Annotated in this window: 17 protein-coding genes; 11 read left to right on the top strand and 6 right to left on the bottom strand. The window is 70.4% G+C overall.

The genetic code is table 11. The features are described from left to right. Positions 1–116 precede the first annotated feature (116 nt). Together metH and ACEYYA_RS07820 are read right to left on the bottom strand one after the other, a co-directional pair. Positions 117–2,840: a methionine synthase gene (gene metH / locus ACEYYA_RS07815; protein WP_374799325.1), complete on the bottom strand. Its 2,724-nt coding sequence runs from the start codon at positions 2,838–2,840 to the stop codon at positions 117–119. Next, a complete protein-coding gene (locus tag ACEYYA_RS07820; RefSeq protein ID WP_374799327.1) occupies positions 2,837–3,976 on the bottom strand; it encodes a homocysteine S-methyltransferase family protein in 1,140 nt (379 codons plus the stop codon). Before ACEYYA_RS07820 ends, metH begins: the two co-directional genes overlap by 4 nt. 354 nt (positions 3,977–4,330) lie before the next feature. Between ACEYYA_RS07820 and ACEYYA_RS07825 the strand changes: the two genes are divergently transcribed. Genes ACEYYA_RS07825 through ACEYYA_RS07840 form a run of 4 tightly spaced genes read left to right on the top strand, consistent with a single transcriptional unit; the run spans position 4,331 to position 8,192 of the window. Then, positions 4,331–5,143: an ABC transporter ATP-binding protein gene (locus ACEYYA_RS07825; protein WP_374799329.1), complete on the top strand. Its 813-nt coding sequence runs from the start codon at positions 4,331–4,333 to the stop codon at positions 5,141–5,143. Further along, positions 5,140–6,162, top strand: a complete 1,023-nt coding sequence (locus tag ACEYYA_RS07830; RefSeq protein ID WP_374799331.1) for a FecCD family ABC transporter permease — start codon at positions 5,140–5,142, stop codon at positions 6,160–6,162. Before ACEYYA_RS07825 ends, ACEYYA_RS07830 begins: the two co-directional genes overlap by 4 nt. Beyond that, a complete protein-coding gene (locus ACEYYA_RS07835; protein ID WP_374799333.1) occupies positions 6,159–7,214 on the top strand; it encodes a FecCD family ABC transporter permease in 1,056 nt (351 codons plus the stop codon). Before ACEYYA_RS07830 ends, ACEYYA_RS07835 begins: the two co-directional genes overlap by 4 nt. A 15-nt stretch (positions 7,215–7,229) precedes the next feature. Then, positions 7,230–8,192, top strand: coding sequence for an ABC transporter substrate-binding protein (locus ACEYYA_RS07840; protein WP_374799335.1), 963 nt, complete (start codon positions 7,230–7,232; stop codon positions 8,190–8,192). Between the two features lie 44 nt (positions 8,193–8,236). Here the strand turns inward: ACEYYA_RS07840 and ACEYYA_RS07845 are convergent, their stop codons facing one another. Further along, positions 8,237–9,283 carry a siderophore-interacting protein gene (locus ACEYYA_RS07845; RefSeq protein ID WP_374799337.1) on the bottom strand — a complete coding sequence of 349 codons (1,047 nt, stop codon included), beginning with the start codon at positions 9,281–9,283 and terminating at the stop codon, positions 8,237–8,239. A 286-nt stretch (positions 9,284–9,569) separates the two neighbouring features. Here ACEYYA_RS07845 and ACEYYA_RS07850 point away from each other — a divergent pair, with 286 nt between their 5' ends. The 3 genes from ACEYYA_RS07850 to ACEYYA_RS07860 are packed head-to-tail and all read left to right on the top strand — an operon-like array spanning position 9,570 to position 12,192. Beyond that, positions 9,570–10,778, top strand: coding sequence for an isochorismate synthase (locus ACEYYA_RS07850; protein WP_374799339.1), 1,209 nt, complete (start codon positions 9,570–9,572; stop codon positions 10,776–10,778). Between the two features lie 14 nt (positions 10,779–10,792). Then, positions 10,793–11,437 carry an isochorismatase family protein gene (locus tag ACEYYA_RS07855; protein WP_374799341.1) on the top strand — a complete coding sequence of 215 codons (645 nt, stop codon included), beginning with the start codon at positions 10,793–10,795 and terminating at the stop codon, positions 11,435–11,437. Continuing rightward, the gene (locus tag ACEYYA_RS07860; protein ID WP_374799343.1) at positions 11,434–12,192 is read left to right on the top strand and encodes an SDR family oxidoreductase; all 759 of its coding nucleotides are present in this window, start codon (positions 11,434–11,436) and stop codon (positions 12,190–12,192) included. The genes ACEYYA_RS07855 and ACEYYA_RS07860 overlap by 4 nt, the downstream gene beginning before the upstream one ends. On the opposite strand, the gene ACEYYA_RS07865 is transcribed toward ACEYYA_RS07860, so the two are convergent. Genes ACEYYA_RS07865 through ACEYYA_RS07875 form a run of 3 tightly spaced genes read right to left on the bottom strand, consistent with a single transcriptional unit; the run spans position 12,189 to position 14,726 of the window. Continuing rightward, positions 12,189–12,836, bottom strand: a complete 648-nt coding sequence (locus ACEYYA_RS07865) for a 4'-phosphopantetheinyl transferase family protein (protein ID WP_374799345.1) — start codon at positions 12,834–12,836, stop codon at positions 12,189–12,191. The two genes, ACEYYA_RS07860 and ACEYYA_RS07865, sit on opposite strands and share 4 nt — an antisense overlap. Then, positions 12,826–13,077 carry a phosphopantetheine-binding protein gene (locus tag ACEYYA_RS07870; RefSeq protein WP_374799347.1) on the bottom strand — a complete coding sequence of 84 codons (252 nt, stop codon included), beginning with the start codon at positions 13,075–13,077 and terminating at the stop codon, positions 12,826–12,828. Before ACEYYA_RS07870 ends, ACEYYA_RS07865 begins: the two co-directional genes overlap by 11 nt. After that, complete coding sequence (locus ACEYYA_RS07875; protein WP_374799349.1) at positions 13,074–14,726, bottom strand: (2,3-dihydroxybenzoyl)adenylate synthase; 1,653 nt, start codon at positions 14,724–14,726, stop codon at positions 13,074–13,076. The genes ACEYYA_RS07870 and ACEYYA_RS07875 overlap by 4 nt, the downstream gene beginning before the upstream one ends. A gap of 97 nt (positions 14,727–14,823) precedes the next feature. Between ACEYYA_RS07875 and ACEYYA_RS07880 the strand changes: the two genes are divergently transcribed. The 4 genes from ACEYYA_RS07880 to ACEYYA_RS07895 all read left to right on the top strand — a co-directional run bounded on the left by ACEYYA_RS07880 (position 14,824) and on the right by ACEYYA_RS07895 (position 23,995). Next, the gene (locus ACEYYA_RS07880) at positions 14,824–19,143 is read left to right on the top strand and encodes an AMP-binding protein (protein ID WP_374799351.1); all 4,320 of its coding nucleotides are present in this window, start codon (positions 14,824–14,826) and stop codon (positions 19,141–19,143) included. Then, positions 19,140–20,429 (top strand): NtaA/DmoA family FMN-dependent monooxygenase, encoded by a 1,290-nt coding sequence (locus ACEYYA_RS07885; protein WP_374799353.1) that lies wholly within the window; start codon positions 19,140–19,142, stop codon positions 20,427–20,429. Before ACEYYA_RS07880 ends, ACEYYA_RS07885 begins: the two co-directional genes overlap by 4 nt. Continuing rightward, on the top strand, positions 20,426–21,739 hold the full coding sequence (locus ACEYYA_RS07890) for a condensation domain-containing protein (protein ID WP_374799355.1): 1,314 nt from the start codon (positions 20,426–20,428) through the stop codon (positions 21,737–21,739). Before ACEYYA_RS07885 ends, ACEYYA_RS07890 begins: the two co-directional genes overlap by 4 nt. Before the next feature lie 108 nt (positions 21,740–21,847). Then, a complete protein-coding gene (locus tag ACEYYA_RS07895) occupies positions 21,848–23,995 on the top strand; it encodes a condensation domain-containing protein (RefSeq protein ID WP_374799357.1) in 2,148 nt (715 codons plus the stop codon). Positions 23,996–24,000 lie beyond the last annotated feature (5 nt).

Consider the following 24,000-nt stretch of genomic DNA (forward strand, 5'->3'; position numbering starts at 1 on the left):
AACGGTGCGCCCCGCTTCCGACCGGGTGGCCCGCGATGATGCCGCTGCGGCGCGGGCCACGACCGCCTTCGCCCGGCAGCCTCAACCTGCCGTGCGTCCTGCGATACGCGCTATCGCTAGGCCGCCTCGTCACGACGGGTTGCGGGCACGACATAATTCAGGATCGGCGCCAGCCAGCGTTCAGCCTCGGCCAGGTCCATGCCCTTGCGCGTGGCATAATCGGCAACCTGATCGCGTTCGACCTTGGCGACGCCGAAATAATAGCTGTCGGGATGACCGATATACAGGCCAGAGACCGACGACCCGGGCCACATCGCCATGCTTTCGGTCAGTCGCACCCCGGTCGCGGCCTCGGCATCCAGCAGGCGGAACAGGGTCAGCTTCTCGGTATGGTCGGGCTGGGCCGGATAGCCCGGCGCGGGGCGGATGCCGCGATAAGGCTCACCCACCAGCTCATCGGGGGCGAAACCCTCGTCGGGGGCATAGCCCCAAAGCTCACGCCGCACCCGCTGGTGCAGCATTTCGGCCATCGCCTCGGCCACGCGGTCGGCCAGCGCCTTGATCAGGATCGCGGAATAATTGTCGTTGGCACGGTCATAGGCCTCGGCCAGGGCCGCCTCCTCGGGGCCGGCGGTCACCACGAATCCGCCGACGTAATCCGCCACCCCTTCGGGCGCGACGAAATCCGACAGCGCGACATTCGGGCGCCCCTCACGCTTGGAATGCTGCTGGCGCAGGCTGTGCAGCGTGGCAAGCGTCTGGCCGCGATCCTCGCCGGTGAACAGGCGGATGTCGTCGCCCGTGGCATTGGCGGGCCAGAAGCCGACCACCGCGCGCGGCCCGAACAGCCGTTCGTCGATCACCCGTTGCAGCATGGCCTGCGCATCGGCGAACAACGCGCGTGCGGCCTCGCCCTGTTTGGGATCATCAAGGATCTTGGGATAGACGCCCTTCAGTTCCCATGTGCGGAAGAAGGGGGTCCAGTCGATATAGCGGGCGATGTCCGCCAGATCCCAGTCATCAATCACCCGCGCACCCAGAAACGACGGTGCGGGCACCTGATAACCCGTCCAGTCGATCTTCAGCGCATTGGCCCGCGCGGCGGCCAGCGGCAGCCGTTCCTTGGCGCGTTCACCCCGTTCGTGGCGTTCGGCCACCTCGGCATAGTCGGCGCGGATGCCCGCGACATAATCCGCCCTTTGGGTGTCCGACAGCAATGCACCGACAACGCCCACGGCACGGCTGGCATCCAGCACATAGACCGCAGGCCCGGAATAGCGCGGGGCGATCTTCACGGCCGTATGCACCTTCGAGGTCGTCGCCCCGCCGATCAGCAGCGGCATGGCAAAGCCTTCGCGCTCCATCTCGGAGGCCAGGTGCACCATCTCGTCCAGCGAGGGGGTGATCAGGCCCGACAGCCCGATCGCATCGACCTTTTCGGCCTTGGCGACCTCAAGGATCTTTTGCGGCGGCACCATCACGCCCAGATCGATGATTTCGTAATTGTTGCAGGCCAGAACGACGCCGACGATGTTCTTGCCGATATCATGCACATCACCCTTGACGGTCGCCATCAGGATGCGGCCCGCCGATTGCCGACCGCCGTCGCCCGACAGGCGCTTTTCCTCCTCCATGTAGGGCAGTAGAACGGCGACGGCCTGTTTCATCACGCGGGCCGACTTCACCACCTGCGGCAGGAACATCTTTCCCGCGCCGAACAGATCGCCCACCACGTTCATCCCCGCCATCAGCGGGCCTTCGATCACATCCAGCGGGCGCGCGGCGGCCTGTCGGGCCTCCTCGGTGTCAGCCTCGATGAACTCGGTGATGCCACCGACCAGGGCATGTTCCAGCCGCTTTTCCACCGGCCAGTCGCGCCAGGCCAGATCGCGGACCTTTTCCTCGCGAACGCCGCCCTTGAAGCGCTCGGCGATCTCCAGCAGCCGTTCCGTGGCGCTGCCGCCGGCCTTCGGAATGCGGTTCAGGACCACATCCTCGCAAGCCTCGCGCAGGTCGGGGTCGGTCTGGTCGTAAACCGCAAGCTGGCCCGCGTTGACGATCCCCATGTCCATCCCGGCCTTGATGGCGTGGAACAGAAACACCCCGTGCATCGCCTCGCGCACCGGCTCGTTGCCGCGAAAGCTGAACGACATGTTCGACACCCCGCCCGACACATGGGCATGTGGCAGATTGGTGCGAATCCAGCGCGTCGCCTCGATGAAATCGACGCCGTAATTGTCGTGTTCCTCGATCCCGGTGGCGACGGCAAAGACGTTGGGGTCAAAGATGATGTCTTCGGGCGGAAAGCCCATCTCGTCGACAAGGATGCGATAGGCCCGCGCGCAGATCTCGGTCTTGCGCTGGAATGTGTCGGCCTGCCCCGTCTCGTCGAAGGCCATGACCACCACCGCCGCGCCATAGGCCAGACACAGGCCCGCGTGGTGGCGGAACGCCTCCTCGCCCTCTTTCAGGCTGATCGAGTTGACGACCGATTTGCCCTGCACGCATTTCAGCCCAGCCTCGATCACGTCCCATTTGGAGCTGTCGATCATCACCGGCACGCGGGCGATGTCGGGTTCGGATGCGATCAGGTTCAGAAACTCGACCATCGCCTGCCGACTGTCGATCAGGCCCTCATCCATGTTGATGTCGATGATCTGGGCGCCGTTCTCGACCTGATCGCGCGCAACCTCCAGCGCGGCGGCATAGTCGCGGTTCACGATCAGCTTGCGGAACTTCGCGCTGCCCGTCACGTTCGTGCGCTCGCCGATGTTCACAAAGGGGATATCGGGGGTCAGGACGAACGGCTCCAGCCCCGACAGACGCAGATAACGGCTCATGCGGGCACCTTGCGCGGCTTGAACGGGGCAACGGCATCGGCAATGGCGCGGATGTGGTCGGGCGTCGTGCCGCAGCAGCCGCCGACGATATTGACCAGTTCTTCGCGGGCAAAATCGGCGACCTGCGCTGCGGTCTGGTCAGGGGTTTCGTCATATTGGCCAAAGGCATTGGGCAGCCCGGCATTCGGATAGGCGCAGATCCGTGTCGGCGCGATGCCCGCCAGTTCGGCCAGATGCGGGCGCATCGCACTGGCGCCCAGCGCGCAGTTCAGCCCCACCGTAAAGGGCCGCGCATGGGCAACCGAATGCCAGAAGGCGGTCGGCGTCTGCCCCGACAGCGTGCGCCCCGACGCATCGGTGATCGTCCCCGAGATCATCAGCGGCAACGCGACGCGCATCGCTGCAAACGTCCTCAGGCAGGCAAAGATCGCCGCCTTCGCGTTCAGCGTGTCAAAGATCGTCTCGATCAGGATCAGATCGGCGCCGCCCGCGATCAGGCCGGTGATCTGCTGACCATAGGCATCGGCCAGATCATCAAAGGTCACGGCACGATAGCCGGGGTTGTTCACATCGGGCGACAGGCTGGCGGTGCGGTTGGTCGGGCCGATCGCACCGGCCACCCAACGCCGCCGCCCGTCGATCTCGGTTGCCCGATCCATCGCCCGCCGCGCAATCCGCGCCCCTTCCGAGTTCAGGTCGAAAATCGCCTTTTCCAGCCCGTAATCCGCCTGCGCGATGGTGGTGGCGGAAAAGGTGTTGGTCTCGACGATATCCGCCCCGGCCATGGCATAGCGGAAGTGGATCTCCTCAATGGCGTCCGGCTGGGTCAGGATCAGCAGGTCATTGTTGCCCTTTTGCGGATGGTCCGAGTGATGCGCGCAGGCACAGCCGCCCGCGCCGCGATAGTCGTCCTCGGACAGGCCAAGGTCTTGAATTTGCGTGCCCATCGCCCCGTCAAGGATCAGGATGCGCTGCCGCGCCAGCGCCTCAAGCGCCGCCGCTTCGGCGGGGATCGGTCTGATGGGGTGGTTCACGGCAAGGCTCCAAATCCGGCAACGACGGTCGGGGCGACATAGCACGGCAAGCAAAGGCAAAGAATATTCATAGTTCTGGATGAAAATATGAATGTGACTCATGTAGGGCCGCGCCCGACGGCCTGTAAGATGGTCATACGCGATGCGTAGGGGCACAGGCAGGCCAGCAGGGCGCCCTTTAGACCCTGCGGCATGACCCCCGTTGTGTGCCGTTGGTCAGGGTGGTTCGCCGTTCGGCACAAGCAGGCCCTTAGCGGGCGTGTCATCGGCGATGAAGCGGTCATCGCGCACGAGATCCCGTCCAAGGCTTTGCGCCGCCGGATCGGCGGGGCAAGGCTTCAATGGCCGCCGATCAGTGATGCGCTGGTTTATTTCTCGACGGCACCGCCGCGCTCTGGACCTTGGGGCGGCAATACCTTAGCGTTTTTGTATGATTCATGCTCGGGATGCAGGCGGATGCTGAAAATCGACGGGGCGACCGCTGTTCTTGGCGCGCACCGGGTGCTGGACGGCTTTTCGGCACGGGTGCGACAGGGGCGGTTGACGGCGCTGGTGGGGCCGAACGGCTGCGGCAAGTCCACCCTGCTGCGGGCGGTGATGGGGTTCGTGCCACTGTCGGCGGGGGCGATCCGGCTGGATGATCAGCCGATCCGGGGCTTGCCGCGCCCGGCGCTGGCGCGGCGCGTGGCCTATCTGCCGCAAGACAGCCATTGCCCCGACCACCTGAGCGTCGGAGAGCTGGTCGAGCTGGGCGGTTATGCCCGCTGCGGCCTGTTCGGCGGGCCGGATGCCGCCGACCGCGCCCGCTTTCGTGCCGCGCTGACGACGGTGGGCCTGTCCGATCTGGCGCATCGTCCGGTCAATGCCCTGTCCGGCGGACAGCGCCAGCGCGCCTGGATCGCGCTGGTCCTGGCGCAGGACGCACCGCTGATGCTGCTGGACGAGCCTGTCAACCACCTGGACATGCGTTATCAATATGACGTCCTGGCGCTGGTGCGCGACCTGACCCTGCACCACGGGCGCACGGTGGTCTGCGTGCTGCACGACATGAACCTTGCCAGTGGGTTCGCGGATGATCTGGTGATGATGAAGGACGGCCGGGCCGAGGTGGCCGGCCCGGTCGAGGCCACCCTGACCGCCACCAATGTCGCGCGCGTCTTTGGTTTCGACGCCGAGATCCTGCGCCACAACGGGCGTACCCTGTGCCTGCCGCAGCTTGCCGACCGAGGCCCGGCCAATCACCGCCCCCAGGGCGCGGCGCGGGCATGATCCGGCGCGGCCTGATCCCGCTTCTGGTGGTGCTGGCCGTGCTGGCGCTGTTGGCGGGGCTGTCGCTGTCGCTGGGGGCCTTGACGGTCGGCCCGTCGCAGGTGCTGTCCGCGCTCCGGCAGCCCGACCCGCAGGACTATGCCCAGATCGTCGTGGCGACGCAGCGCCTGCCACGGGTGCTGATGGCGATCCATGCCGGGGCCTGCCTGGCCGCCGCCGGACTGGTGATGCAGGGGCTGACGCGCAACCCGCTGGCCGCGCCGACCACGCTGGGTGTCAATGCCGGGGCGATGCTGGCAGTGCTGGTGTCGGTGTTCGGCTTTGGCCTGGGGATGATGGCGCAGGGGCTGGCGGCACTGGCAGGGGGCGCGGTCGGATTTGCCGCGAGCCTGGGGGTGGCGCGGCTGGCCGGGATCGGGCGCGGCGCCCAGCGCGGGCTGGCGCTGATCCTGGCAGGGGCGCTGGTGTCGATGCTGCTGATGGGCCTGGCGCAGGCGCTGCTGCTGTCGGACCCGACACGGCGGACGGATTTCCTGGCCTGGGCTGCGGGCAACATCAACCATGTCTATGCGGCGCGGCTGGCGGCCTTCTGGTGGATCGGGGCGGCGGCGCTGCTTGTCCTGGCGGCGCTGTCACGGCCGCTGACGCTGATGCTGCTGGGTGCGGACAAGGCCGCCTCGGCGGGCGTCAATGTCCAGCGGACCGAGGCGCTGGCGCTGGCGGCGGCGGTGATGGCGGCGGCCTCGGCGGTGGCGGTTTGCGGGCCGATCGGCTTCGTCGGGCTGGTGGTGCCGCATCTGGTGCGGCCCTTCACCGGGGCGGCCTATGGCCGCGCGCTGCCGGTCGCGGCAGTGACCGGGGCCTGCGCCTGCCTGGCCGCCGACATCTCCGCACGCAGCCTGTTTGCGCCCAGTGTCATCGCCACCGGGCTGATGCTGGATCTGATCGGCGGCATTGCCTTTGCCGTCATCGTGCGGCGGCACTATCTGCGCCCCGCAGGCCGGGCGGTGGCGGCATGACCGTCGTGCGCACCACCGATCGGCGCGCCGCGCTGCGGCTGCCCGGCGGGATGGCGCTGCCGCTGGCCAATCTGGCGGCGGCGGCGGCGCTGATCGCGGCGGGCCTGGGGCTGACGCTGCTGGCGCTGACAACCGGCGCCACGCCGGTCACGCTGGCTGATCTGGCCCGCCCCTCATCCGCCGATGCCGCCTTTGCCCTGGCCGAGGTGCGCCTGCCCCGTATCGTGCTGGGCTTCATGGCCGGCTGGTGCGTGGCACTGACCGGGGCGATGCTGCAATCGCTGGCGCAGAACCCGCTGGCCGATCCGGGCCTGCTGGGGCTTAGCCAGGGCTCGATGCTGACCATCCTGCTGCTGCTGTTCGTGGCCCCCGCCGCACCGCTGGCGCTGATCCCGCTTGCGGCGATGGCGGGCGGGCTGGCGGTGGCGGCGGTGCTGATCGCGCTGACCCGAGGCGGCGGCACCGGCACCGATGGCCTGGCGCTGCTGCTGATGGGCATCGCGGTGGAAACCACTTTGTCGCCGCTGACCGCCATGCTGGTGCTGTATCTGCCGCCCGAGACTTCATACGCGGTGTCATCCTGGATGGCGGGGTCGCTGTTTCAGGCCACGCCCGCGACCATCGCCGCACTGGCGCCGTGGTGCCTGGTCAGCCTGCCGGTGGTGGCGGTGCTGGGGCGGGTGACGCGGGTGCAGGATCTGGGCGATGCCATGGCGCTGTCGCTGGGCGCCCCGCTGGGCTGGGCAAAACCGGCGATCCTGGTGGCGGCGGTGCTGCTCAGCTCGGCCGCGGTGACGGCAGTGGGGCCGCTGGCGTTCCTTGGGGTGATGGCCCCGCATCTGGGCGGCGCGATCAGCCGCGCCAGCGGCCGGATGCGGCTGGTGCTGTCGGGGTTGACCGGCGGCGTGCTGGTGATCGCCGCCGACACGCTGACCCGCGCCAGCCCGACCCATTTCGCGCTGCCCATCGGCCTGTCGCTGACCCTGATCGGGGTGCCGCTGTTCATCCTTGCGCTGCGCCTGCGGGCGTTGTCGCGCCTGTCCCCACGCTGACCCGAAAGGAACCTCATGCGCCCGCTTGCCCTGTGTCTTGCCGCCGCGCTTGGCTGCGCCACCCCGGCGCTGGCCGACGCCACCCGAACCGTCACCGACGACACCGGCCGCCAGGTCACCATCCCCGACACACCCGCCCGCATCGTCGTGCTGCACGAACCGCTTCTGGGCGTACCGGTGGCCGATCTGGGCGTGGCGCCGGTCGGCACCTATGTGCGCCAGGATGACGGCAGCCCCGGCATGTCGGTCGATTTCTACGCCGAGGTGCTGGGGACGCGCGCGCCCCAAAGTCCGGGCTTCGGCGCTGCCGGCAGTCCCGATCTGGAAAAGCTGCGCGCCCTCGCCCCCGACCTGATCGTCGGGATCGAACATCAGGCCGACCTTGTGGCGCCTTTGGAAAAGATCGCGCCGGTCTATCTGCAAAACGTCTCGACCGGCAAGGTTCACGGCTTTGGCGTCGAACTGGCGCTGGCGGCGGTGCTGAACCAGGGCGCGGCGCTGGATGCCCGCCTGGCCGCCTATCGCGCCCGGCTTGATGCCACGCGCGCGGTGCTGCCCGACACGGCGGGCAAGACCTATCTTGCGGTGGTGCTGACCGATCAGGTCAACGCCGTGGGCGACATGTCCGGCGCCGTGCAGGCGCTTGAGGATCTGGGCTACAGCCGCCTGACGCCGGGCGGCGAGACGCCGATCAAGGGGATGGGCTCGACTCTGCTGGTGCCGCTCTCGCCCGAGGTTTTCGGCCAGATGAACCCCGATCTGCTGGTGGTGCTGAACACCTATAACGCCGAGGGGCGCGATGCCGCCGGTGCGCGCGCCGCGCTGGATCAGCTTCTGCCGGGATGGGAGGTGTTCCTGACCCCCGCGCGCGAAGGGCGACTGATCTTCATGGATTCGGGCAAGGTCACCACGCCATCGATTGCCAGTGCCGAACATGCGCTGGACGCAATCGCCGCCTGGGCCAAGGGCGGCAAGTAAGCACGCCGGGCGGCGGGATCACACATCCCTGCCGCCCGCAAGGGCTAATGGTCATCGACGCCGTAGTGGCGCCCGATCTGCCAATAGGCGGCCAGCGTCATCGCCCCGCGCGGCCAGCCCGCCGCCTTGGACATCTGTCGCAAGCGGTCGATCATGCCGCGTTCGCCCGCCGCCCACAGCCCGCCGTTGTCACCCGGTCGCGCGATGAAATCGGTCAGGGCGGCGACAGCGTCATCGGCATCGGCCAGCCGGGTCACGGTCGCGTCGGTTGGCGGGAACGGGTAGTCCTCATCGCCGATCAGCAGGATGCGGGGCGCGGCGTGGCCGTCCTCGATCAGCCGCGCGATCACCGGAAAGGCGGTGGCATCGCCCGCCATCACCGCCGGGCGCTGCGGCAGATGGCCGCCGCCGCCCGGCCCGGCAAGGCCGATCTGGACCCCCGGTCCGGCGCAGTCCAGCCAATCCAGCGCGTGACCGCCGGGATGCACCAGCATGTCGATCTCGGCCCGCACGCGGTCGCCGTCCTGCTGCCATCCGCGCAGCGTGTAAACCACGTCATGCAGCTTGTCCTCGCCCTTGGGCCAGTCGGAACGCCCACGCGCGTTGACGCGCGGCCAGACCGGCGCGCGCCCCATCGGCGGCAGCAGCAGCCGAAGGTGCATGTTGCGCGGATCGGTAAAGCGATCCATCGCCCCCACCAGCACCAGACGCCGGAAATCGGCGCTGACCGGGTGCAGCGATTCCACCGTCACCAGGGTGACGTTCGGCGCCAGATCGCCCGGCCGGGGCGTGCGGCTCCACCTGTCGTCCCTGCTCAGCAGCCCGGCCAGAAGATGATCGCTGACCGCCTCTTGCATGACGAAAAGCCAGGCCTCGGTTTCAGCCTTGGCGGTCAGTTCTGCCGCGCCGCCGCTGCCGGGGTTCAGGCTGAAATGGCCAGTGCCGAAGGCCAGCGACAGCACGCCATTGGCCCCCTCGGTCAGGTCGATGTCGTGTTCCTCGGCCTCGTCGCGCAGCCGCGCGGTCAGCGTAGGGACCAGATCGGCGGGCAGCCGCAGGCGGCTTTCCAGAAGGGTGGCGGTGTCGGGCATCGGGCCTCCGGCAGTCGGGCCGACAGGCCGCGGGGCGGCGGCGGTCGGCGGGGAACAGGGCGGCGGGCAAGCGCGGCTGGCGGCGGGCACAGCTAAGGGACGGGGTGGTCCGATGTAAAGACGATAATTTTACTTGGGTATCAAAATCCGCCGTTGATCGACGCCAGTCAACCTGTCACTAGATGGCCCTGCCGCGCGCCCCACCACGGCGCGCCGCCCCCGCCAGCTTCGGCCAGCCTTTCCCGTCATGATGCGGCCCCAGGCCGCAAGCCCCGGAAAGGCCACAATGAATCCCGCTGCATTTCAGACCGCCGAACGGTCTGCCGAGCCGACGCCCGAACCTTGCGTCTTTGCCTTTCATGGCCCACAGGGCGCCGTTCGGGGCTGGGGTGCCGGTCGCCAGGTCACGCCGGGCTCGGCAGCCACGCTGGCCGAACGGCTGGACCGCCACTTTGCCAGCGCGCGGCCCGGCGCGACCATCGGCGGCGCCCTGCCGTTTGATCGCAGCGCCGACGACCACCTGTGGCAGCCCCAGCGGGTGCTGCGCAGCGCCACGCCGGTCGCGCCGACGCCGGGCGGCGCGTTGGCGACGGGACGCTGGCAGACGCGCGCCGAACCCTCGGCCCAGGATTATGCGCGCAGCGTGGCGGCTGCGCTGGATCGGCTTGGCATCGCGGATGGCGCGCAGGTGCTGCGCAAGGTGGTGCTGGCGCGCACGCTGGCCGCCGAGGCCGAGGCCCCGATCCCGGTCGAGGCGGTTCTGGCGCGGCTCAGCGAAGACCCGACCGTTACCGCCTATCGCGTGCTGCTGCCCGACAGCCCCGAACACAGCCCCTGGACCGGTCGGGCGCTGGTCGGTGCAACGCCCGAATTGCTGGTCTCCAAGGCCGGGCGGCAGATCGCCTCACACCCGCTGGCCGGGTCGATCCCGCGCCAGCCCGCCGACCCGGCAGCCGATGGCGCGGCGGCGGCGCGGCTGGCGGCCTCGGACAAGGATCACCGCGAACATGCAATCGTGGTCGAATACATCATGGACCTGCTGGCGCCCTTGTGCCGCCGCCTGGCCTGCCCGGCGGGCACCACGCTGACCCAGACCCGCAGCATGTGGCATCTGGGCACCCGGATCGAGGGCGAGCTGGCCGACCCCGACATGTCCTCGGCGGTGCTGGCGGCGCGGCTGCATCCGACGCCGGCGGTCTGCGGTCTGCCGGTCGATCCCGCCGCCTGCCTGATCCGCCAGCTGGAACCGGTGGCGCGCGGGTTTTACGCGGGCGCGGTCGGCTGGTGCGACAGCGCGGGCGACGGCGCCTGGTTCGTCGCCATCCGCTGCGCCGACATCTGCGGCCCGCGCGCCCGGCTGTTTGCGGGCGCGGGCATCGTGCCCGGGTCCGACCCGCAGGCCGAGGCCGCCGAGACCGGGGCCAAGTTCCGCGCGCTGTTGCGCGCCCTTGGCCTGCCCGAGGACGCCGCCGCCCCCGAACCCGCATCCCATTGACCACGAGGTATCCCATGGCCCTGCCCCGCATCGCCCCCTATGACCCGCCCGGCCCCGCCGAACTGCCCACCGCCCGCGCGCCCTGGCAGGCCAGCCCCGACCGGCTGGCGCTGCTGGTCCATGACATGCAGTGCTATTTCTGCGCCCCCTTCCCGCCCGAGGCGCCGCCCCTGCCCGGCGTCATCGCCCGCATCGCGCGGCTGGTCAGCGTGGCGCGGCTGGTCGGCGTTCCGGTGTTCTATACTGCGCAAAAGGGCGACCAGTTGCGCGCCGACCGTGGCTTGCAGGCTGACCTGTGGGGGCCGGGGATGCAGGCCCGGCCCGATCATCAGGCGATCCTGGCCACGCTGGCCCCGCAGCCGGGCGACATCGTTCTGACCAAGCACCGCTACAGCGCCTTTCAGCGATCGAACCTTGAGGTGCTGATGCGGGCGCGCGGGCGCGATCAGCTGATGATCTGCGGCGTCTATGCCCATATCGGTTGCCTGGCCACCGCCGCCGAGGCGTTTCAGCGCGACATCCAGCCCTTTGCCGTCGCCGATGCCCAGGCCGATTTCGACCGCGACCGGCACGACCGGGCGATGGACTGGATCGCCGCCTGCTGCGGCGTGCCGATCAGCACCGAGGCCGCCCTGGCCGCGATGGAACCGCAGCCATGAAGCTGACGGGCTTCGATGGGCAGACCGCGCTTGTCACCGGCGCGGCGGGCGGGATCGGCGGCGCGGTGGTGCAGGCTTTGGTCGATGCCGGGGCGCGGGTGATCGCCACCGACACCGCCGCCGCACTGGCACGGGCGGACGGCAACAGCCGCGCCGACTGGCAACCGCTTGACCTGTGCGATGCCACGGGCGTGGCGCGGCTGGTCGATGCGGCGGGGCCGCTGCGGCTGGTCGTCCATGCGGCGGCGGTGCTGGAGGTCGGCGCCCTGTGCAGCCTTGATCCCGCCGCCTGGCAGCGGATGGTCGACGTCAACCTGACCGGCAGCTTCACGCTGCTGACCGCCGCCGGGCGGGCGCTGGCGGCGCAGGGTGGCGGGGCGATGGTCGTGGTCAGCTCGAACGCCGCGGGGGTGCCCCGGCTGGGGATCGGCGGCTATGGCGCGACCAAGGCCGGGGTGACGATGCTGGCGCGCTGCCTAGGGCTGGAACTCGCCGGGGCCGGCGTGCGGGTGAACATCGTGGCGCCCGGCTCCACCCTGACGCCGATGCAGACCGCGCTGTGGGGCGATGCGCAGGCGGGTGCGGCAGCGGTCATTGCGGGTGATCTGGCCCGGTTTCGCACCGGCATCCCGCTGGGCAAGCTGGCCACCCCACAAGACATCGCCGCCGCCTGTCTGTTCCTGCTGTCGGATCAGTCGACGCATGTGACGATGGCCGATCTTTATGTCGATGGCGGCGGCACGCTGCGCGGCTAGTCGGCGCGGTCCAGCATCACGGCGGTCAACACCCGGTCCCGCCGCCAGGCAACCGCGACCGGGATGCAGCGCCCGGCGGGCCAGGCCGGGGCCAGGTGCTGCGTCAGCCGCAGCACGGCTGCATCCGGTCCGGCCGTGACGACCTCGGCAGCGTCAAAGCCGAAAAACCGCCCGATCTGCGGCGCCAGTGCCTTGTAAAGCGATTCCTTGGCCGAAAAGGCCAGCGTCAGCGACAGCGGGTCGACCCCGGCTGCGCGCTCGGCACCCGTCAGGATCAGCGGGGCAAGATTGGCAATGTCGTCTATCCGCGTCTCATGATCGATGCCCAGACCGGTAAAGCGGTCTTGCTGCCCGACCAGGGCCAGGGCCAGACCACGGTGGTGGGTGATCGCGCCGACCAGACCGGCGGGCCAGTGCGGCCCGCGATCGGGGCGGGTGCCGGGCCAGGCGCCGGTGCCGGTCAGGGCAAAAATCGCGCCCGCCGCCGCCTGCCGCCCGGCCTGCCATTCCGCGCCGCGCGGGCCAGACAACGCAGGCGGCTGGGCCAGCCCCGCGCGGGGCGCAGGGCCATAGCGACAGCAGCACAGCACCAGCCCCGCAGGGCGCGGCTGCGCGAACGGCCAGACCAGCCCGCTAGGCCCCACGTCGCGCCGCCAGCAGCGCGCCCCATGCGGTCAAGGTCGGCTCTTGCGCCAGTTCTTCAAAGCTGACGGCCACGCCTGCGGCCTTCAGTGCCGCGACGGTTTTCATCACCGCCAGCGAATCCAGACCGTAAAGGATCAGGCTTTCGTTGGGGTCGATCTCGGCCGGATCCTCCAGCAGCGTGGCGACAAAGGCCGCCAGCCCGCCGGGTTGTTCAAGGCTGAGGGTCGGAGTGTGGCTCATGCGGGGATCTCCTTTTCAAGGGGCCTTGCCCCTGCCTCGATCGCAGCGCGCAAGGTGCGCTTGTCGACCTTGCCAACGGCGGTCAGGGGCAGGTGAGCGACCATGTGAAACCGGTCGGGCAGCTTGTAATCGGCGACGCCCTGCGCCATCAGCCAGCGGCGCAAGGCGACCGGACGCAGGTCGGTATCGCTGCCGTCATCGACCACCAGCACGGCACAGCTTTTCTCGCCCATGCGGGTATCGCCAACCGGGATCAGCGCGGCCTGACGGATGGCGGGATGGGCCAACAGCAGCCGCTCGATTTCCTCGGCCGCGATCTTTTCGCCGCCACGGTTGATCTGATCCTTCAGGCGACCAACCACCCGCAGGTTGCCATCGGGGCGCTGAACAACCAGATCGCCGGTCAGATAGAAGCCATCGGCATCAAAGGCCTGCGCATTGTGATCGGGGCTGCGGTAATAGCCGCGGATGGTATAGGGGCCGCGCGTGGCCAGTTGTCCCGGCTGCCCCGGCGGGACAGCGCGCCCGTCCGGGCCGATCACGCGCACCTCATCATCGGGGCTGATCGGGCGGCCCTGACAGGCCATCACCACGTCGGGCGGGTCATCCAGCCGGGTATAGTTGACCAGCCCTTCGGCCATACCGAACACCTGCTGCACGGCGCAGCCCAGGACGGCAGGCACCTGCCGGGCCATCGCTTCGGGAAAGCTGGCACCGCCCACCTGCACCAGCCGCAGGCTGGGCAGGCGCTGCCCGGTCTGGCGCGCGTGATCCAGCCACATCCCCACGGCCGAGGGCACAAGTGCCGCCATCGTCACAGCCTGCGCCGCAATGCGGTCAAAGCAGGCCACAGGGTCGGGGTTGGGGGCCAGAACCACGGTGCCGCCGACCTGAAACACGCCAAGTGCGCCGGGTGAGCTGAGGATGAAGTTATGCCCCGCAGGCAGCGCCACCAGAAACCGCGTGTCCGCGTCCAACCCGCACAGCCGCGCGCTTTCGCGCACCGAATAGCCGTAGTCGTCATGGGTGCGCGGGATCAGCTTGGGCGTGCCGGTGCTGCCGCCCGAAAGCTGGAAAAACGCCACCTGATCGGGCGGTGTCGGGGCGAAGGCGGCGCGCGGCGGGTCGGCGGCCAGCCAGGCGGACAGGTCGCCATCCGCGCCCGGATCGTTCAGCCGCAGCACCAGATCGACAGGCGCGATGGCGCGCAGCGCATCGGTCATGGCGCCGTCGCTAAACAGCGGATGCACGGCATCGACCACCAGCAAGCGCGGGCCGATCTGCCGGGCATAGTCGGTCAGCTCGCGCGCGCGATGCGCATAAAGCGCGTTGACGGGGACCACGCCCAGTTTCAGCAGGGCGAGGAAGGTGATGTAGAACTCGGCCACGTTCGGCAGTTGCACCAGCGCGGTGTCGCCGTGGCCCAGCCCGCGCGCCGCCAGCCGCGCCGCCAGGGCATCCGACATCGCCGCAAGCGCGCCATAGCTAATGCTGCGCGCGCCGCAGATGATGGCCGGGGCGTCGGGCCGCACCCTCGCCTGCGCGGCAACGCCAGCGGTCAGCGGCTGGCCTATCCAATAGCCCCTGTCGCGGTAGCGCCGGGCCAGATCATCCGGCCAGGGAGTGAAGTCAACATATTGTTTTGTCATCTTTTTTCAGCGCCTGCCCGACAGTTTCATGATGCGCCGTTGACGCGCGCCATTAACTGAGTATTTTTATCATGAATTGTCAACCACGGCGAAGGCGATGGCTGAACTGACCCCGATGCAGGCCGCCTGCTGGCTGTCGCGCCAAGATCCGGGCGGCGTCGCTGCACATCTTCATGTCGAGCTGGACGGCCCCGCCACCGACCCCGACCGACTGGCCCAGGCGCTGCGCAAGCTGCTGCGCCGCCACCCGCGATTGCGGCTGCGCGTCAGCCCTGATGGCCAGTGCGACATCGCCCCGCCGGGTCCGGCGCATGACCTGCACGTCACCGACCTGCGCCATGCCAACGCGGCGACGGTCGAGGCCGCGCTGATCGCGGCGCGGCAGGCGGCCAGCCACGCCCGCCCCGCCATCGACCAGGGCGCCCCGGCGCGGTTTCACCTGACGCGGCTGCCGGGCGGGCGGCAACGCTTCGGCGTCGACCTTGACATGATCGCGGCGGATCCCGCCCGCCTGCCGCTGATCCTTGATGACCTGGCCGCCGACCTGGACGAGCCTGACCGCGACGACAGCCCGCGCCTGCCCGCCTATGCCAGCCACGCCCCCGACCCCGCCGCGCGGGACTGGTGGCGCGCGCGGCTGGCAGATCTGCCCGACGTGCCCCGCCTGCCCGCGCCGAACCCTGCGCCGCCGGTGTCCAGCGACCGGCTGCATGTGATCCTGCCGCCGCCGGTGGATACCGCGCTGACCCTGCTGGCGCGCCAGCAGCGCGTCACGCTATCGGTGCTGATGCTGGCGCTGTTTCAGGCGGTGCTGGCCGCCGAGACAGGCCAGCCGCGCAGCCGTCTTGGCCTGGCGATGTTTCACCGCGATCTGACGACCCCCGACAGCGACCGCGTGGTGGATGAGGGTGCCAATTTCACCCTGATCGACGCCCGCGCCGATGCCGTGGACACGCTTGCCCAGATCGCCCGCCGCGCCGGGGCCGAGGTCGCCGCCGCCATCACCCATGCCGGGGTGCCGGGGGTCGAGCTGCTGCGCGATCTGTCGCGGCTTACGGGGCGGCGGGCCAGCGGGCCGGTCGTGTTCACCCCCGGGCTGGACCTGCCGACCGGCAGGCTGCTGACCCCGCGCGCGGCGGCGCGGTTCGGACGGCTGGTCTGGGCGATTTCGCAGGGACCGGGCGTGGCGCTGGACGCGCAGGTGACGCGGCTGCCCGAAGGGATGCTGCTGAACTGGGATATCCGGCTGGATCTGGTGCAGCGCGCATGGGCGCAGGCGGCGCTGGATCGCTATGCCGATGCCGCGCGTCGCCTGGGCGCCGAACCGGGGCTGTGCGATCTGCCGCTGTCCGACTGGCTACCGCCCGCGCGCCCGCTGACCCCGCTGCAACGTGCCTATCTGCTGGGGCGGGGCGCGGCGGCGCTGCCGCTGGGTGGCGTGGCCATGCACGAGGCGCGGCTTTATCGCGGCGATCTGACCGCGACGGTGCTGCGCGACCGCGCGGCGGCAATGGCTGCGGCGCATCCGGCGTTGCGCTGCCGGGTCGACGCCGCCGCCGGGCTGATGCGCATCGCCCCGGCAATCACGCCGCCCGTCACCATGACCGACCTGTCGGCGCTGGACCGCGATCAAGCCGAGGCGCGGCTGGACGATCTGTGGTCACAGCTCTCGCAACGTCCCTGCGATCTGGCTGGGCCGCTGTGGCATCTTCATCTGGTCGCACTGCCGCAGGACGGCGGCGACCGGCTGGCGGTGATCGCTCGCTTTGACGGGCTGGTGCTGGACGGCGACGGCATCGCCCGGCTGCTGGCCGGGCTGATGCAAGGCGCGGCGCCCGTCACCTCGACCCTGCCCGGTGGCGGGGTGCCCACGCCGGACAAGGTTCAGGCCGATACCGACTGGTGGCGCACGCGGCTGGCGGCGGTCGACGGCCCGCCGCGCCTGCCCTGGGCGCAGCCGCTGGACCAGATCCGCGCCCCGAGCTGGCGGCGGACCGGGACCACGCTGCCGACAGGCGATCTGCGGGCGCTGCGCGGGCTGGCGGCCCGCCACGGGCTGTTTGCCAACAGCCTGATGACCGCCGCCGTGCTTGAGGCGCTGGCGCGCTTCACCGACGATCTGCGCCTGACCGTCGCGCTGCCGGTGGCGCCGCCGCCATCGCCCGAACGGCTGGGCAGCGCAGCCAGCTTCATCGCGCTGAGCCTTGATGCCACGCAGGCCGATTTTGCGACCCGCGCGCGCGATGTGCAGCGCCAGGTGGCCGAAGGACTGGATCATCTGGACGGCGCCGGGGTGGCGATCGGCCGGGTGCTGGCCAGCCGCTGCGCGCCAGTGCCGCTGCCGGTTGTGGTGACCAACGGGCTGGGATGGCCAGCTACGGCGGGCGGCGGGATGCGCTGCGTCGACGGGCTGACCCAGACGCCGCAGGTGGCGCTGGATGTGCGGCTGTCGCTGACGCCAGGCGGCGATCTGCGCATCGATCTGGACCACGCCGAAGCGGCGGTTTCGGTCGCCCTGGCGCAAGACATCGCCCAGACGATCCGGCGCGCGCTGGCGACGCTGGTGGGGCGCGACGCGCTGATTCTGACCGGGCCCGATCTGGCGCCGCCGCCACCCGCAATCGCCCCCGCCCCGCCGACGCCCGACTGGCTGGGCGACATCGCCCACAACCTGTGGGGCGCGCCGCCCGACCGTCCGGCGCTGTGGCATCAGGGGCAGGCCACCACCTTTGCCGCGCTTGGCTGGCGGGTGCGGCAGGCGATGGCGGGGCTGGCGAGGCACGGGCTGCGCGAAGGATCGGTGCTGGCAATCTGCCTGCCACGCGGGCCGGATCACGTCGCGATCACCCTGGCGGCGGCGCTGTCAGGCATCGTCTGGGTGCCTATTGACGCCGGCGCCCCGGCGGATCGTCGCGCCGCGCTGCTGGCAAGCTGCGCCGCCGATCTGGTGATCGCGCTGGATCAGCCCGATGCGACCGACCCGGCGGCGCTGATGGCGCTGTGCCCCTTGGTCGCCGCGCTGCCCGATGCCGCCACATTGGCGCGCCGCAGCCGGTCGGGGGCGGCGTGCTATCGGCTGTTCACCTCGGGCACCACGGGGGCGCCCAAGGCGGTGGTGCTGTCGGCGGCGGCCACCGGGCAGGTGATCGCGCAGACGCTGGCCGACTGGGGCGTCGGAGTGGCGGATGTGATGATCTCGGTCACGCCGCTGCATCATGACATGTCGATGTTCGATCTGCTGGGCGCGGCGGTGGCCGGGGTGCCGCTGGTGCTGCCCGCACCGACCGAGGCACGCGACGCGCGGGCCTGGAACCGGCTGGTGGCGGCGCATGGAGTGACGCTGTGGGTCAGCGTTCCCGCCATTCTTCAGATGCTGCTGGATGCTCGCGGCACGCATGATCTGGCCAGCCTGCGGCTGATCGCGCAGGGCGGCGACTACATCAAGCCCGACACCGTCGCCACGCTGCGGCGGCTTTGCCCCGGGGCGCGGCTGATCTCGCTTGGCGGGCCGACAGAGACGACGATCTGGTCGATCTGGCACAGCCTGACCCCCGACGACACCCAGGTGATCCCCTATGGCCGCCCGCTGGCGGGGGTCGGTCAGCGCATCATCAACGATCTGGGCGAAGATTGCCCGGCCGGCGTCATCGGGCGCATTCACACCACCGGCAGCGGGCTGGCCCTGGGCTATTGGCGCGATGGCGCGCTGGATCAGACGGATTTCGTCACCCTGCCCGACGGCGCGGGCGGGGTCGATCGGGCGTTTCGCACCGGCGATCTGGGGCGGCGGCGGCGTGACGGCGTAATCCTTTTTGCCGGGCGAACGGCGGGATACGTCAAGATCCGGGGCGTGCGGGTGTCTCTGGGCGATGTCGAGGCTGCCCTGACCCGCGTGCCGGGTGTCACGGCGGCGCTGGCTGTCGATCTGCCGGGCGCGCAGGGCGATCTGGATCTGGGGGCGCTGATCGTCGCGGACAAGGACAGCCGCACCGCCGATCTGCGCCGCGCCGCCGCGCAACTGTTGCCCGACAGCCATGTTCCCAGCCGCTTTGTCATCGTGGACGCGCTGCCGCTGTCGGCCAACGGCAAGCCCGACCGCGCGGTGGCGCGGCAGCTGATCCGTGTGCCTGTGGCCGATGCCGCGCCGCCCGATGCCGCGCCGCTGCCCGACATCGTGGCCGACTGCCTGTCCGTGCTGGGCCACCCCGGCCCCGCCGATGCCGACACGCCGCTGTTGTCGCTGGGGCTGACGCCCGCCCATCTGAAACCGCTGTCGGACCGGCTGTTTCACCGCCACGCGCGGCGGCTGTCGCCCATGCAGCTTGCCCGCTGCGCCACACCCGCCGCCCTGGCCGCAGCCCTGGCTGACGCAACTGGGGCCTCCCCCCTGCCACCGCAACCGGAACATCACCCATGACCCGCACCCTGACCATCGGCCTGTCGCTGTCCCCCACCTGGCTGTCCGGCAACGGCTGGCGCCGCGCCGATAGCGGGGTGCAGGATCTGTTCACCCCCGCCGCCGCGATCGAGATCGCCCGACAGGCCGAGGCGGCGCATCTGGATTTCGTGTTTCGCGCCGACAGCCTGCATCTGGATCCGGCGGCGGTGGCGACCGGTCCGGGCTTCGCGGCGCTGGACCCGACGCTGATGATGACGGCGGTGGCGGGCGCGACCAGCCGGATCGGGCTGGTGACGACGGCCTCGGCGCTGTTCTATCCGGCCTATATCCTGGCCCGTCAGGTGGCCAGCCTGCACTGGATCAGCGACGGGCGGGCGGGGTGGAACCTGGTCACCGCGCTGGACGGGGCGCGCAACTTCGGCCAGGCGGACCTGCCCCCACCCGACGCGCGCTATGCCCAGGCCGAGGTCGTTCTGGCCCAGGTCCGCCGCCTGTGGGACAGCTTTCCGCAGGCCGCGATGATCCTTGACCGGGCGGCGGGGCGGTTTGCCGATCCGGCGCAGCTGGTTCTGGCGTCCGGTGATCCGGTCGAGGGGCCGCTGACCCTGCCCGCCCATCCCTCGGGGCCGCCGCCGATCTTTCAGGCAGGCGCCTCGGCCGCCGGGCGCGATTTCGCCGCGCGCCAGGCCGATGCGATCTTTGCCGCCACGCCCGACCGCGACGCCGCCGTCAGCCTGCGCGCCGACCTGCGCGACCGTTCCCGCCGCGCCGGGCGCGACCCCGATGCCGTGCGGGTGCTGCCGGGTCTCAGCCTTTATCTGGGTGCGACACGGGATGCGGCAGAGTCGCTTTACCATGACACCCATGCCGGGGCGGATCGCAGGCGGCGGCTGGCCATGGTGCGCGCCCAGATCGGGCTGGATCTGACCGATCTGCCCGGCGATCAGCCCGTCACGCCCGACATGTTGCCACAGCCCCCGGCGCATCCGCGATCACGCACCCATGCGGCGCTGCTGGCCCGCATGATCGCGCGCGACCGCCCGACGGTCGACGACCTGCTGGCCCGGCCCGAGGTCGCGGCCTCGGGGCATTGGCAGGTGATCGGCACCCCGGATGATGCCGTGGCCAGGATAGCCGACTGGCAGGCCGCAGGCGCGATCGACGGCTTCGTCGCCTTGCCCGGCGGATCGCGCGACTGCCTGTCACTGCTGCTGACCCAGGTGGTGCCGCGCCTGGCTGAGGCAGGGCTGTTCCGCCGCGCCTATGCCGGGCGCACGCTGCGCGATCATCTGGGGTTGGCATGACACAGGTCGATCCGCCGCTTGTCTGGCACCCGCTGACCGCCCAACAGGCGGATTTCTGGCATGAATATCGCGCCACAGCCGGCGACGATCAGGGCACCGTGATCCATGCGCTGCATCTGCACGGGCCGGGCGATGATGCCGCACTGGCAGCCGCGATCGCCGGGGCGGTGGCGGAATGCGATGTGCTGGCGCTGCGGCTGGCGGCCTCGGCCGGGGATGGGCTGCCGATGCAGGCCGTCGATCCTGCCCGCCGCCCCCGGCCGCGCCGCATCGACCTGCGCGACCAGCCCGACCCCGAGGCGGCCGCCCGCAACTGGATCACCGCCACATTGGCCACGTCGCGCGATCTGTTGCGTGATCCGCTTGCCGATCACGCGCTGATCCGGCTGGGCGACAGCGACTGGATCTGGGCGGCGCGCGGCCATCACATGATGCTGGACGCCTATGCGATGTCGCTGATCGAATCACGCGCCGCGCGGCTTTACGCCGCAGCGGTCGCCGCGACGCCGCCCGGCCCCGCCTTGCGCCCGCTGGCCGACTACCTGACGGACGAGGCCGCCTATCTTGCCAGCCCGCGCGCATCGGCGGATCGCGCCGCCTGGCGGGCGATCATGGATCAGGCGCCGCCTTTGGCCCTGGCACGACGAGGCGCCGCCCCCGCCCCCGTGCATGAGCTGGACCAGCCGCTGCCCGACCACCTTGGCCAGGGCCTGATGGCCTGTGGCCGCGCGCTCTCGCTCTCCTGGCCGGATGCGCTGACGCTGATCGCGGCGGCGGTGCTGATCGATCACCCGGCGCTGCCGGCGGTCAACCGCCAGACGCCCGGCCACCTGACCCTGTGGCGGGCCGAGATGGGCCGGCTGGGCTGCGTTGCGGCGGCGGTTCCGGCGCTGGTCGTGAACCTGCTGCCGCTGCCGTTGACGCGCGCGCCGGGCCAACACCTGCCCGATCTGCTGCGCGCCGGTGCTGCCGCACTGCGCCTTCAGCGCCGCCATGCCCGCTGGCGGTTCGAGAGGCTGGCCGATGACCTTGGGATCGCACCGCCGCACCGGCCGCTGATCTCGCCGTTGATCAATGTCGTGCCGTTCGCTGCCTCGGACTTTCCTGGCCTTGCCACCCGGCAAGAGGTGCTGGCCGCCGGTTCCGCCGATGGCCTGACCCTGACCTTTCGCGCCACGCCCATGGCCGCCGACCTGCATCTGATGATCGAGGCCGACGCCAGCCTGATCCCCCTTGATGCGGCGCAGCGACTGCCCGCCGACCTGCTGGCGGGGATCGAACGGGCGATTGTCGCGTTAATTCCTGGCTAAATTACTTGACATTGCGCATAGCATTGTGATCCCGTCTGCTGGACCGCGCCCAGCCCGCTGCAAGGCGCCATGACCTCCGTTATGCGACCCTTGCCGCAGGACCACCCCATGCCCAATGATGCCTGGGCCGCGCCCCAGCCGGTGTCCCCGGACCGCGCCCTGATTTGGTTGCGCCAGCAACACCAGCCCGATGTGGCCCTGGCCGACATCGGCCTGTGGCGGCTGGACGGCGCGATGCCGCCGGGGCGGATCGCGGCGGCCTGGGGCCGGGTCTGGGCGGATCATCCCGACCTGCGGCTGAGCTTCGATCTGGACGACAGCGGCGCGGTCGTGGCGCAAGCCTGCGGTCACGGGCTGGCACCGCTGCACCTGCTGCACACCGACAGCGCCGAGGCCACCGAACAGGCGTTGCGCGCCGCTTGGGCGGGCACGGGTGGCGGGCTGGTCGCCATGGCCCTTGGCCTGCACCCCACGGGCACCACGCTGGCGCTGCTGCGTCATCACCTGCTGGCCGATGCCGTGTCGCTGGATGGGCTGATCGCGCGGCTGTGCGCGGCGCTGGACGGGCGCGCCCACTGTGGCATGTCCCACGATCCCCTGCCCCACTGGCTGCGGCCCCTGGACCCCGGCACCGCTGGTTCCGAGCAGCTGACCGATGTGATCCTTGCCGCCCTGCGCGAGGCTTTGGGCCTGCCCGATCTGGGGCCACAGGATGACTTCTTCGACCACGGCGGACATTCGCTGCTGGCCACCCGCGTGATCGGCAGGCTGTTGGATCAGCACGGGATCGAGATCGCCTTTGACGACATTTTCGCCCATGCCACTGCCGCCCGGCTGGCCCTGCGCGCCCGCACCACCGCGCCGCCCCCCCTCGCCCAGCCCGACTTGGCCCAGCCCGCCGCGCCGCAGGACTTTGCCAAGGCGCCGCTATCGCTGGCACAGCAATCGCTGTGGAAGGCCTCGGCGGCGCATGGCCATGGCGCGGTGTTCAACCTGCCCTTCGTGCTGCGCTTTCTGGCGCCGGTGGACGAAGCTGTCTTTGCCGCAGCCTTCCGCGATCTGATGATCCGCCATCCGGTGCTGCGCAGCCTGTTCATCCCGACCGGGGATGAGGTGACACAGCATGTGGTGCCACAGCCCGCGCTGGACAGCTATCGCTGGTGGTGGCATTCGGATGACGCTGGGCAGGCCAGCCTTGCGACCGAGGCCGCGCACGCTTTTGATCTGGCGCGGGAGCTGCCGGTTCGCCTGCGGTTCTTCCGCGACAAGGACGGGCAGGCGCTGTCCTTCCTTTTTCATCACATCGTCCTTGATGAATGGTCGCTGTCGCAACTGATGGCCGAACTGGGCCAGGCCTATGCGGCCCGTGCCAGTGGCCGCGCGCCCGACTGGCCAAACAGCCCGCCGCCGTTTCACCTGTTCGCGCAGGATCAGCGACAGGCCGCCGATACGGCGGCGCATCTGGCCTGGTGGATGGATCACCTGCGCGACCTGCCGGCGCTGCCGCTGCCGCTGCCGGGCCGCGCGTCCGCACCGGCCGGGGCAGAGGCGCGCGGGCTGCTGCGGCTGGACCTTGACCCGACGCTGGCCGAGGGGTTGCGTCGGGCGGCGCGGCGGCTGGATGCCTCGCTGTTCAACCTGTTTCACGCCGCGATCGCTGCGGCGCTGCACGCCATCGCGGGGATGGACCGGCTGGCGGTGGGCACGTCGGCCTCGGGTCGGCAGGCGGCGCGGTGGTTCGATACGGTCGGATATTTCACCACGGTCGTCTGCCACAACATGCGGCTGGACCCCCAGATGACGCTGACCGATCTGGTGGCGCAAAGCCGCGATCTGGTCGCCCGGTCCCTGCCCCACAGCGACGTGCCGATCGACCTGGTCGAGGAGGCCCTGCCCGGCGGCCCGCCGCCCCCCGGCACCCATGTCTTCGAGGTCTTCATCCAGATCCACGCGGGCAACGCGCTGAACGGCGCGCTGCATGGTCCCGCCGGGCCGATCCCCTATCGCCAGATCGAAATCGGCACCCCGCCCTCGATCCTGCCGCTGCATGTCGAGGTGATGGAGGACGTGACCACGCCGGGCCGCGACCTGCACCTGACGCTGAACCATTGCGCCCGCCGCTTTGACGCGGCGCAGGGCCGGGCGATCCTGGCGCGGATGCATCGCGTTCTGGCCCGGATCGCCACGCCCGAAGGCGCAGCCCTGCGGCTGGCCGATCTGAATGTCGCCACCGCCGACACCCATTCACCGACATAACAAAG

The organism is Paracoccus zhouxuedongae, from assembly GCF_041927815.1.
In the GTDB taxonomy this organism is placed as follows: Bacteria; Pseudomonadota; Alphaproteobacteria; order Rhodobacterales; family Rhodobacteraceae; genus Paracoccus.